Here is a 13,092-nt window from a genome sequence, read left to right on the forward strand (position 1 = left end):
ATTATCATTCTCCCTTTTCTATTTTATATACAACCTCAAATATATTTTCTATAGCTTCTACTAATATAGAATTACCTGCTTGTCTATATAAAGATTCTTTTGTTAATATTTTTTTATCATATAGTGGAATTAATTTATTAAAATCTTCATCACTAAAACCCATAAGTTTATAGGCTTCTCTTGGAGTTATAAATCTATAATTAAGCTTATTTGGTAAATTTGCATTAAAAGAAATAATTCCTGTTGTCGGTATTCTATCTTGTTTTGTTGTTACTGTGTTTATTATGAATGAGTTTGTCTTATCTATAATTTTTTCACTATTAATCATTTTTCTTCTAGAAGGTGTATCATTTATTGCTGCTTCAATATTTTCTTTATTATTTAAATCAAAATTAAAAACATTATTAAAATATTTTTCTAATTCCTTTTTGTCTAATTTTTTGCTATCAGTTATTTTTTTAATATAATCGCTAAAACTTTTATCATCTATAAACGGAGTTTTTATTTCTTTTTTTATACTTAAAGCAAAAACTCTTTCTCTTTTTTGTATAGCTCCAGTATTTATTCCGTTTATCGTTGTTGTAAAAGTTTTATATCCAAAATCACTTAAAACTTTTATTCATTTTATATATTGGTTTTTGAATTTTTTACTTAATAAATTTTTTACATTTTCCATTATTAAGTATTTAGGTTTTTTTGTTGATTCTTTTAGTATTCTATATATTTGTCATATTAAACTTGATGTTGAATTTTCATCAATTATCCCTTTTGCTCTACCCATATTTGCAACTGATAAACCTTGACAAGGAAAAGAGTAAGTAATTAGTTCAATATTTTCTTTATCAATAATTTTAGGATCTAATTTTGTTATATCTACTTGATTATTAGCCAAAATTATTGATGCTGCTAAATATTTTTTAAATATTATGTCTTTTGATTTTAAAATTGATTCTTTTTTAGAATCTAATGAAATAGTATATTTGGATAGAAAAGTGTTAATTTCATTTTCGTTATTTAATTTATTATTAATTAATATTTTTTCAAAATTATCATTTAAATTATGATGCATAGCTGCGTAGGCAATGTTTGCTCTTGCATCTCAATCAGATGTTGCTACAATTTTAAAAAAATCTTCTTTCTTATTTATTTTTTGTATTGCTTTATTTTGTGCGCCTATTCCTGAAAAAGTTTCTAAAATATTTATTTTTTTGTTATTTTTCATAGCAAAAAAACTCTTAATTTTAATAAGAGTAATATTTTAATTTTCTATTAATAAAGGAATGGCTTTTTTATTTAGTATATATATATATATATATATATCAGTTAAAAAGTACCAAAAGTTATTTTTCATAATAAATTTATTATATACTTTTATTTTGCTTAAAATAAAAAAATATTCAGATAGTCTGAATATTTTTTTATTTAATTAAATATATTAAGCAGATTCAGGTGTTTCTTTATCTTTTATAAAGATACCAAATAAACCTATTCTATTTGAGTTTTCATTTATAAAGTCATTTTCAGTTATATTTCTAGAACCGAATAAATCTTCTCTTACAGAAGTCCCTGAATTGAATTTTTGATTTAAATCAATATTTTTAAGATTTTGACTTTCTTCACTTGTTATAGCAGCTTCTTTACCATCAATTAAAGTAAATGTTAAAACTCCATTATATATATGACCTAAAACTTTTAATATATAAATTTTATCTTTAGCATCATTTACTGAAGCTACATATCATGATTCTCTAATTTGCGTAGATGATCCTCTATTATTATTATCATATGTATGAGGTGTTAATTGGGTTTTAAATGATCATTTGTATTTCATTTCAGATCCGTTTCCTAATCTTGAAGACCCTATTAACATTGATGAAATTCTAGATTTTAATTCTTCTCTTTGTTGACTAGAATGTCTTGGAGTTCCAAAGTATTCATCTATATTTGAATAGTTACCAATACGTGAAACTGCAAAATATCTAAGTTCACCAGCAGGTCAATCTCTTAAGTGAGCAAATTGACCTCTGCCATTAAGGTGTCTTGGCACTGAAACATTTTTAATTGTTGAACTACCAAATAATGTAAACCCTCCAGGGATTTGTGCATTTATTCCTGTTATAACCTTAATTATTTCATCACCTCTAGTTAAAGTAACTTTGTATTCAGTGTTGTATTTTAAATCTTCAGTTAAATTATATTCAAAATAGTTTTGGTTTTCTGAATTTATTTCAAAAGTTTTATTTATTGGAGTAAATTCTTCATTTCCGTTTGTTGGGAAATAAATAGGATATTCTATTTTAAGATTATATGATCCTGGTTGAATATTATACAATTTAATTTTTCTACTTTGACTTTGATCTTCATTTGCATCAGATTCTATAGAAGCACTAAATTGAGAATTTTGTAAGTTGACAAATGTTGCATTTTCATTATTTATAAATTCTTTATTTTTAGTTGTGAAACCAATAGCTGCTATAGAAGTTGCAGGAGAATTAGGGTTCATATATTTATGTACTGTGTGTTTTGAAGCTGATGTAATAAATTTATCTCATGTTAAGTTTTCTAAATTAATATTGTTATTATCTAAATAATAAACAAAGTCATCAAGCATACCTAATACAGCACCGTGACCATTTTTAGCATCACTTAATGTTAATCTTAACCCTTTAAGTTGGTTACCGTCTTTTCAAATTAAGCGTTTTGCTAATGGGAATTCTTTTACATATTTTTCACTATAAGCATTAACTTCGTCTTCAAACATAACAATGTCTTTACTATTAAAGAATATTCATTCTTTGTTATAAACGTCAGCACCTGTAAATCTAATTTTACCTGACTCTTTTAATGTTCTAAAGAATTTATCACGTAATTCTTCATTATATGCGAAACCAGGGGCATAAATTCTTTGGTCATTTCTTGCAAAACCAGGATAAATAGAAGGAGTAATTAAGAAGTTACCGTTAACTGGTAATAAATTATTTTCTTTAGCTACATATTTATTGTAGGCTACATCATAATTAAATGAATTATTATTGAAAATTCCATATTTTTCTTGTTGTTTTTCGCTATTTAAGTTAATAAATGAACCAGCAGTTTCTCCACTTGTAGAAGGAGTATTTTTATTTAAAGCAGGAGTACCTTCCTCAAGTGTATATCTAAACACTTGAGGAACACTAAAGTCTCTTACACCTCTTTTAATTGTAGTTGCTTTAAATTTGAATCCACCAACATTGATATATCTTCCAGGAACTTCAGCGTTACCTTGGTTAACAATACCATTTGATGATTTATAATCTAATGTTTCAGTAAGTTGGTTTCAGTTATATTCTGAAATAACAATTCTTCTATCAACTGTACCTTCTTTTACTTTTGCTGCTAATAGTTTAACTTGAATTGTATTACCTACTAATTGTAATTCAAACTGAATACCTTTTACACGAGCTCTATTTTCTGCTTGGTTTGCATGATCTATAAAAATGTATTCATAAATTAATTTACCATTATCAGTTCTATAATATCTATGATCACTACCTTGAACAATTAATTTATGTCATCCATAAGCTGAATCAGCAGATACTTGTGTACCAAAAATTGCAATTTCTTGTAATGATTCTTTTACTTTATCTTGTCAATTTGCTTCTGTTGCATAAATTTCTTGTAGTGTTGCAATTGTATATCATTTGTTTAATTCATAGTTTCCAAGTGTTCTAACATTTGTAGTAACAGTTTTATCACCACCACTTGTATATTTGGTTGATACTTCAAATTCATTAGAGAAAATTGACATTGTTTCTTGGTTATTTTCATCTAATAAGAAAATATCAATTTTATGTTTATTTAATGTTTCTAAGTCAGCAAAATCTCATAAGAATTCATTATTTTCATTTGTTAGAACAGTTTCAATATCGTTAAGATTTTTAACTTCTCTTGTATCAATATTGGTTAATTTATGTTTAATTCTAATTTTCTTGCCAACATAATCATTTATATTTGTTAATCTTAATCTTCTATAAGCATCATCGATTGCAAATAATCTTGCTTCGATAGTAGAATTTTGTTTAAATGTTTTAAAGTTTCCGTTAGCTATTTTAGCATTATTTGAAACCAATGACAATGAATAGTCATAAATTGTATTTTCTTCTAAATTAGGTAATTCAAAAACAATTTTACCATCAACAATTTTATAGTCATAATTTACATCAAAAATATTTGTTGAATCTTGTTTTTTGATATTTAAAAATACTTGAGTATCTTCATCGTAATTTTCAATATCAAATGTTAATGTAGTTAATTCATTTGTACTATTTACTTTTGTTTTAACATTAAATGTTGTGAATTCACCTTTTAAAATTGGATTTTCTGTATCTAATGTTTCTACAGGTTCTTCTGAATCATTAGAAGTATTTTTAACAACATTAGCTTTAATTTGACCTTTAACTAATCTATAGTAATATTTTGTATTAGCTTCTAAATCTTGTAACTTAATAGCTAATAAATCTGCTTCATTTTCAGATAATGAAACTGAAAATTCTTTGTAATTACTAAAGTTTGAATCTTTAGAATATTGCATTTTTAATACATCAAGAATAGTTTTATTTTCATCATCACCTGTTCCTCTTTTAGCAATACTATAAGAAGCTTCACGTAATTTATATGAAGGGTTAATTAATTTAACAACAGCATAATCATTTCCAATAATTGTTTCTTCACTTTGTGATTTATTAGTTCTAAAGATATCTTTAAATCCTAATAATATTTCATCTTGACTTGTTGTATTAACTAATTTATAGTTATAGGTTGTATTTGGTTTTAATCCATTTTGTAAAGTAAATACAAAATCTTTATTATATGTAGCTAAATCAATATCATCATTTATTACAAATTCGTTTGATTCATAGCTATATGATTCATCTTCACTATATTTAATTTTATATGTGCCTTTATTAATGAATGAATTTGTTCCTTTTAAGCCAGATAATGTATAACGCATTATTGTATCACCAAATGTTGTATTTCTTAATCTAGGTCTTTCAACTGTTTTAATTCTTTTTTTTGACAGAATTAAATTATTATCATTATCAACAAATGCAAAATTATAATATGTATTTGGTTTTAAATTTGAGAATGAAACAATTGAAGTTTGATCATCACTATTAATTGTTACATAACCTGCATCTTTTCAAACAGAAGGATTTGCTTCAGCTAAAGGATCATTACTTTCAATATATAAAGCTTTAAGTTTTTTAGAATTTTCTTCAGTTGAAGTATATTCTGTAAGATCTCTTAATTTTAATTGAATTTTTGCGCTTATTTCATTAGAAGAATTTGAATTTTGTTCTAATGTATTTACAAAATAATCATCAACAAATTTAGGAGAATTGTAATTCATATGAATTAAATTATCTTCACTATTAGAAGCTATTACATATTCAGTTCCATTTACTATTGTTGTTAAAATAATTTGATAATCGCTATTATGATTAAATCAACTATTAAAGCTTGTATCATTTGCATCTAAAAAACTTTTTATGTAAATTATATTTCCTTGTTTACCAAAGGCATCAAAATTATTTTTGGTGAATTTAAGGTGATTAAAACTTAAATCATTTCCACTTGAAAATGTTTTTTGTGTAATTTGTGTAAAGTTTTCAAAATGTCTTTCTTCTGTTAATTTTTGAGCTCTAAAATATATATCACCTTTTACCAATTCTTTTAGTAAATCAAGATTTTCAACTTTAAATCCTGGGTTGTTTGTATTTGAAGAAACAATTTCTAATTTTTGAAGATTTGGAGTTTCTATTTCAGGTGTTCTATAATCTCTTTCAGAAATTTTATTTAAATTATTATCGTTTATTTCATAAACTCTTATTTTATAATCAGTTGATTTAGTTAATCCATTAACTCATTGTTGCCCTGCATCTAATACACCATCATTATTAATTGTTCCTGTAAATGATTTAATTTGATCACTTGTGTATTGATTATCAGTTATTTTGTTTAATTCTTCTTCAGATCCAACAAAAACTTTTACATTTCTATTTATGTGTTCTTTAAATCCTTCTAATATTACATAAATATCAGTTAATGTAGTTATTTTGTTTGGTCTTTCATGTTTTACTCATATAGTTTTTTGTTGTTCACCAGTTTCAAATGTTGTTGATGATAAAACTAAATTTTCACTTGATTCTAAATTATAAAAACTTGCTCTAGATTGATTTTTTGGAGAACTAATAAATTCAACATCATTTGAAGAAATTTCTAATGATAAATCGTAAGTTCTTTCTGATCTTAAATTTGATAATTGAAGATTTAAAGAACCTTCACTAACTTGTGAAACTATTGATAAAGCTGACTCTGATCCATCATTGTACTTAACTGTTATATTTTTACCATTAAAACTTTCAAGATTTGTAATAATTAAATTATTATTTTCTTTATTAAAAGTAATTTCAGGTAATTTGTAATTAACTTCAAATTTTTTTGAAATTAAAATTTCATTATTGTTTTCATCGAAACCGTTTTTATATGAAACTTCAAAAATATATGGAGTATTATCTAATTCTGCAAATTGTTTAGTAAATATTTTTTCATTTTTAATATCATTTAATGATACAAGTATTTTTTCAATTTGGTATTGATCTTCTTCATTTTTTGGATAGTATTTAATTGCTATTTCACTAGGATAATATTTATTAGAATTTTCTTCTGAAATATAACCGAAAGTATTTTTTATAGAAACAAAAACACCATCTGTTAATCTATTTTCAACACCAATTAAGTTAGTTTCTTTATCTTCATAATAGTTTTTATTTGAAATTTCTTTTTCTATACTTGAATCTTTACCTGTTTTTAATGTACCTGATGATAAAATTTCTTTATTATCGTTTAAAGATCATACATAAGATGTATCAGGTTCTAATTCTGTAATTAATGCTTGAACTAATGATTCTTCATTTTTAGATGAATCAGTTAAATTTACGCTTTTAATTTCAGATGATCCAATTTTAGAAATTTTTAAAGTAACATTATTTAAAGAATTAATATTTAATTTATTGTTATTTTTAAATGTTAATAAAGCTTTTTTAGAAGCAACTGTTGATTTCTGCATATAGAAATCAAAATGTTTTTTAGTTCTAAATTCTGCATCGCTTAAAATAGTTGTAGATAACCCATTAGAAGTTTCTTTTTTATAGATAAGTTGAACTTCATAGTCTGTATTTGAATTTAAATCTTGAATATTTAAATTACCATTTTCAAATCCAGGTATTTCTTTTATTTGTTTTTCTATTCATTCTCCTGAATTTTCTTTATCTCTATAACGAACAAATAATTTATCTTGATCTATATTTGAATTAATTTTGTCTAATTTTAAATTTAATCCATTTTCAGTTTCAACTGAAATTCTTGGAGCTTCTTCTGTTTTAAATACACCTTTTTTTGTATTATCTTCAAATGTTAAGTATTCATCAGTTGATTCAGAATATTTAATTCTAAATTCATATTTATTATCAAATCCTAGATCATCATTAATAGTAATTTCTACTTTATTATTTTCAACATTATTAGTAGAAGCTATCTTAGTAAATTCAACATCTGTTCCAAATGGTTTATATTCTAAGTCTATTTTTTTGTTATTTTCTTTTAAACCATAAAAAGTAATTTTATTATTTGTTGAATTAAATAAATAAGCAACATTATTTACTGGAGCTGTTTCGAAACTTAATTCTTCTGCAAGTTTTGTTGTTTCTTCTTTATCTTTATAAATAATATTTGCAGTATATTTAGAACCAGGTTCTAAACCTAGATTTGATTCTTTTAAGTTTATTCTAGCACTACCATTTACAACTTCTAGTTCGCTTGCTTTTATTTTAATTGGTTCGAAATTTGGGTTAGTTTTATTTTCAATTACAATTTCAATATTGTCTAATGAATCTGAAAAATCTTTTAAATCGTTTAAAACAAATGTAGTATTTGTTGATGTTGGTTTACTAGAAGAAATTTTAGGTCTTCTTTTTGTAACAAAATCTTGTTTTTTAACACTTTTTCCATCAAATTTAATTTCTAAAGTATATTTATTGTCTTCATTTAATTTATCAAAAGTAATATTTTCAGTATCTGAATTTATGTTAAATTTCTTTGAATATATGTTTGATAAATTTTTCTTATCATGTAATAAAATTTCAACTTCTTTTAGTTTGAAATCTTTTGAATTTAAATTAGAAATTTCAAAATCTAAGGCATTATATTTTGAATTAATTAATCTAATTTTTGGCTCAAAAGCTACATGAACATTAATTTCTTGGTTTCCTCTACTTAGTTTAACAACTGTAGTAACAAGTGCTGTAGTAGCAGCTGCTGTACCAAGTAATATTAATCCACCAATAATTATTTTTTTCTTATTTTTTGATTTTTTTGTATCTTTTGACATATTTTCTCCTAAATAAAAAGAGTAATATACAATTTATTTTAAATAAAGTTTTTTAAAAAAACCTATATATAAATTAAATTTATATATCGTAATTATTATAATGTTTTAGTTTAAAAAAATAAATTAAAAATTTTAAAATTTAAAAAGTACCAAATTTATTTTGGTACTCATAATATTTATAGTAAAAAAGTAATTAAATTTAATATAAAAATATTTTTTTTAAAAAAACAATTACTGAATATATTTTTTTGTCTTCTTTGTTTGTCTTAATGATGCTTTTCAAATAAAGCCTAAAGCAGGTGTTAAAAATATAGATAAAACAAAAATTAATATATCTAAAATTATAACTATTGCTAAATTTCCACCTTTATAGAAGAAAGGTTTTTTAAAATTTAAAAATGGGTAAATTACAGTTCCGTATTTATCTTCTATATTTTTAACATTTTGATTTTTATTTAATGATTGAATAGCTACATCACCAATTCAAAATGTTATAAATGCAAATAAGAAGTAACAAAAAACAAAAACGCTAGTTAATCATATTTGATTGTTTTTAATATGAATATCTTTTCTTAATAATATTAATACAGCAAAACCAAAAGCAGGATTAATAGCATGAACAATTAAACTTGGTATTGCACTTGCAGGTTCACTTCAAATTCCTTTTTTAAATGATGTAGGAAATATTAAAGTTCAATAAATAAGAAATGTAACAGTTATATAAATAATTGTTGCAAAAAATCATGCTTGACTTTTTTGATTATTTCTTTTAAAAGGAGTAATAATCATTGTTATAGCCATCATAAAATTACTAATAAAAGTAAATGTAAAAGTTTGCCTTCACATATATGCTAATACATGAGGATAAAATGCTTCATCTCCTTTAACATTTTCATTAATTTTGTTTCCAAATAAGGAAGTAATTTCATCTGAACCGTATATAATTCCAAGTTTTCTTGAACCATGATATCAAAAGTAATAAAAAAGTAAAACTATATCTACAATTAATAGAGCAATTCCAAAGAAAAACATAAGTTTGTATCCTAAAGATCAGTTTTTAAATTCATTTGAAAAATTGCTTTTTTTAATTTTTTCTCATAAACAAAATTTATTTTTCATAACGAGATATAATATACACTATATTATTAATTTATTATTTTATTTTTTATATTTCTATTTTTAAAATCGATTTTTTTAAAAAAAATAAAAAAAATTAAATAATTATTTTATTTTGTTGTAAAATAATATCGTATGCAAATGTAGTTCAATGGTAGAACACAAGCTTGCCATGCTTGATACGGGGGTTCAATTCCCCTCATTTGCTCCATATATTTGAAAGAATACCATTAAAATCCGTTAAAGGATTTTTTTATTTTTTTATTTTATTTTTTAAAAAAAGTTTTATAATAATAATCGTAAACGCGGATGTAGTTCAATGGTAGAACTTCAGCCTTCCAAGCTGACTATGCGGGTTCGATTCCCGTCATCCGCTCCATATCATTATTATTTGACCATTTAAGCAACTATATGTTGCTTTTTTATTAAAATTTTAAAAATAAAAAGTACTTTACTCAAGTACTTTAAATCATTCTGAGTTTTCCTTAACTTCAATTAAAGAAAGGTTTTTAAGTAAATTCTTTTTATGTTCTAAACTAGTAACAATAACAATTACACTAGGATCTAAATTTAATTCTTTTACTTTTGATAAATCTAATGTCGCTATTAATTGTCCTTGTTTTACTTCATCATTTAATTTAATATTTGATTCAAAACCTAAACCATTTAGTTTATTTGTATTTGTTCCAATGTGAAGTAAAACTTCTAAACCATTTTTGTTTTGTATTCCATAAGCATGTTTGCTTGGATAACCAACAACAATTTTTCCACTAATTGGGGCGTAAATATTTAATTTAGGTAAATTTTCGTCTATTTTTAAAGCATATCCTGATCCTAATTTACTAAAAGCTAAATTATCAAGTGAATCTAAATCAAATCTTTGTCCACTTACAGGTGCATAAACAATTAATTCGTCTTTTTTATTCGTGTTTTCATCAATTTTTTCATTTAATAAATTAATTTCTTTTACATTAATTAATTTACCAGCTTCAGCTTTAAGTGTTTCTAATGAATTTTTAACATCTAAGTTATATTGTTCAGCAGGTTCTCCAAAACGAGCCTGTACATGTCTTTTACCAATAAAAATAACTTCTGTAGCACCTAATTCTCTTAATTTTTCTTCATTTACTAATGAAGTATCGCGCACATCATATCTTAATCTAACAGCACAATTATAACAGCCTAAAATATTTGATATTCCACCAAAAGCGTCAACCAAATCTCTTGTTAAGTTAGAAACCTCTACTTTTTTTATTTTTTTATTTTTTTTGAAAATATTTGAAAAAAATTTTTTAATACCCATTATTTGCTCCTAGTTTTTTATTTATAAAATAAATGATATTACAATAGTAAAAAGTAATAACAAACTTTATTAATATAATTTTATATAAATATGTAAATATTTCTATTTATATTTATAATTATTAATATTTAATAATAATATTAAATATATAAGTAACATATAATTTATAATGTTAAAAATTATGAGAGGTAATAATGAAAATAGCTTTTTTTGATGCTAAGTCTTACGATAAAAAATATTTTGATTTAGTGAACAAAGGTGAACATGAAATAGTTTATTTTGAAGAAAATTTAAATATAAATAATGTTAATTTAGCCGAGGGATTTGATGCTGTTTGCTGTTTTGTAAATACATTCGGTGACAAATATATATTAGAACTTTTAAGTCAATTAGGCGTTAAAGTTTGATTACAAAGATCAATGGGATACAACAAAGTGGATTTATTTGCTGCCAAAGAATTAGGAATAAATGTTTTTAGAGTACCTAATTATTCAGCTGAAAGTGTAAGTGAATTTGCAGTTACTTTATTAATGACTTTAAATAGAAATGTTAATAAAGCTATTGAACGTGTTAAGCAATATAATTTCAATTTAGATGGATTAGATGGAAAATCAATTATTGGATCAACGGTTGGTGTTATTGGTGCAGGTAAAATTGGTCAAGGTTTTATTAGAGCTTTAAAAGGGATGGGTGCAAGAGTTTTAGTTTATGATGCATATTCAGAACAAAATTTACCCAATTTAGCTATAGAATTAGGTTTTGAATACGCTCCTTTTACTAAAATATTAAGAGAAAGTGATTTTATATCACTTCATGCACCATCTTTACCTTCGACAAAATATATAATTGACAAAGATGCAGTTAATTTAATGAAAAAAGATGTTGTTATAGTTAATACAGCAAGAGGAGATCTTGTTGACATAAAAGCCATTTTATATGGTTTAGAAAACAATATTATTAGAGGTTTTGGAGCTGATGTATTAGATAGAGAAGAAGGAAGATTTTATGAAGATATTTCAAAAAATGCTTTCGAATATAAACAACAAGATCCAGAATGACAAAAACTTATTGAAGATAATCGTGTAATAATAACTAGCCATCAAGCATTTTTAACAGATGTTGCTTTAGGTCAAATTGCAAAAATTACTCTCTCTAATGCTTCTAATGCAGAAAATGGAAATTTTGAAGGAGCATTAACCTTATTAGATGATGGAAGGGTACTTAATGGGTAACGGAATTTTTAAATATTTTAAAGTTAAAAAAGAAGATCGTTTAATGGCTCAACAGCCAAAAGACAAAAAAACATGAATAAAACATATTTTTAGTGAAATTATTGGTACATTTTATTTAGCTTTTGCTCTAGCAGGCTTATCAATTTTTATTCCATGAAATAATGGATTTAAAATTTTTGAACACGCTTTCTTATTATCACCAGTTATTTTAGCTTTTGTAGCAGGATTTATAATAGTTGGATTAGCATTATTTATTTTTGCAAGGTGAAGTGTGGATTTAAATCCATCTGTAACACTTTATAGATGATTAAATGGAACAAATACTTCATTATATGCATTTGTTAAAATAATAATGCAAATAATAGGAGCTATTTTAGCAGGGTTATTAATATATATCATTGGTCATTTTACAACAAAAAACGGAGTTGACAATTTCTTTGTTTATTCAAATCAAGGGCATGATGCTAATGCTTATATAAGCGCTATAGCTTCAGCTAAAAAAGATTGATTAGAATTTAACGATCAAAATACTTCAACAGCTTTAGCAAGCGGTGCTTTATGAATTTTCTTTGGAGAAATGATTATTACTGCAATTTTATTATTTTCTGTTTTTTCTCCAAGATTTGAAGGTAAATACAGGGATTTAATGATTTTCTTCATTATTTCATTAGCTGTTCTTTTAGGTTTATTGATAGGATCTGCTGCTCTAAATCCAGCTCGTGGTTTTAGTCAACAATTACCTGCTTTATTCTTTGGTCTTAAAGGAAAAGAAAACTTGGATTTAGCACAAAAAGACTTATTAATTGCTACTTTTGCAATGTTAATTGGTGATTTAGTAGCACCGTTTTTCTATGCCTTAGTTCAAGGATTTAGTGATAAATATGTAGTTAATTTCATTAACGCGGTTATTAACTTTAAAAATAATAAAAGTAAAAATATGACAACAATTAAAGAAATAAAAGAAAAAGAAAATAAATAAATTTAAATACCTATAAATAAGGTTTATTAACAAA

General features: G+C 24.0%; 6 protein-coding genes and 2 tRNA genes. 4 read left to right on the forward strand and 4 right to left on the reverse strand.

Annotated features, from left to right (window positions below; genetic code table 4):
* Window position 1: 1 nt before the first annotated feature.
* The 3 genes from EXC47_RS00570 to EXC47_RS00580 form a co-directional block, all read right to left on the reverse strand.
* Window positions 2–1,222, reverse strand: coding sequence for a DNA cytosine methyltransferase (locus EXC47_RS00570; RefSeq protein ID WP_129646107.1), 1,221 nt, complete (start codon window positions 1,220–1,222; stop codon window positions 2–4).
* Window positions 1,223–1,435: 213 nt separating this feature from the next.
* Window positions 1,436–8,428, reverse strand: coding sequence for a hypothetical protein (locus EXC47_RS00575; RefSeq protein ID WP_129646109.1), 6,993 nt, complete (start codon window positions 8,426–8,428; stop codon window positions 1,436–1,438).
* A 231-nt stretch (window positions 8,429–8,659) separates the two neighbouring features.
* Window positions 8,660–9,547 (reverse strand): MAGa3780 family membrane protein, encoded by an 888-nt coding sequence (locus EXC47_RS00580; RefSeq protein WP_129646111.1) that lies wholly within the window; start codon window positions 9,545–9,547, stop codon window positions 8,660–8,662.
* Window positions 9,548–9,681: 134 nt separating this feature from the next.
* Between EXC47_RS00580 and EXC47_RS00585 the strand changes: the two genes are divergently transcribed.
* Together EXC47_RS00585 and EXC47_RS00590 are read left to right on the forward strand one after the other, a co-directional pair.
* Window positions 9,682–9,755, forward strand: a tRNA-Gly gene (locus EXC47_RS00585).
* A gap of 94 nt (window positions 9,756–9,849) precedes the next feature.
* Window positions 9,850–9,923: transfer RNA gene (locus EXC47_RS00590), tRNA-Gly, on the forward strand.
* A gap of 72 nt (window positions 9,924–9,995) precedes the next feature.
* Here EXC47_RS00590 and EXC47_RS00595 read toward each other — a convergent pair.
* Window positions 9,996–10,847, reverse strand: a complete 852-nt coding sequence (locus EXC47_RS00595; protein WP_129646113.1) for a PTS glucose transporter subunit IIA — start codon at window positions 10,845–10,847, stop codon at window positions 9,996–9,998.
* Between the two features lie 194 nt (window positions 10,848–11,041).
* Between EXC47_RS00595 and EXC47_RS00600 the strand changes: the two genes are divergently transcribed.
* Together EXC47_RS00600 and EXC47_RS00605 are read left to right on the forward strand one after the other, a co-directional pair.
* Window positions 11,042–12,079, forward strand: a complete 1,038-nt coding sequence (locus tag EXC47_RS00600) for a 2-hydroxyacid dehydrogenase (protein ID WP_129646115.1) — start codon at window positions 11,042–11,044, stop codon at window positions 12,077–12,079.
* On the forward strand, window positions 12,054–13,058 hold the full coding sequence (locus EXC47_RS00605; RefSeq protein WP_129646117.1) for an aquaporin: 1,005 nt from the start codon (window positions 12,054–12,056) through the stop codon (window positions 13,056–13,058). The genes EXC47_RS00600 and EXC47_RS00605 overlap by 26 nt, the downstream gene beginning before the upstream one ends.
* The last annotated feature ends 34 nt before the right edge of the window (window positions 13,059–13,092 follow it).

Origin of the sequence: Mycoplasmopsis maculosa, assembly GCF_900660665.1 — a bacterium.
GTDB classification, from domain to species: Bacteria; Bacillota_I; Bacilli_A; order Mycoplasmatales; family Metamycoplasmataceae; genus Mycoplasmopsis; species Mycoplasmopsis maculosa.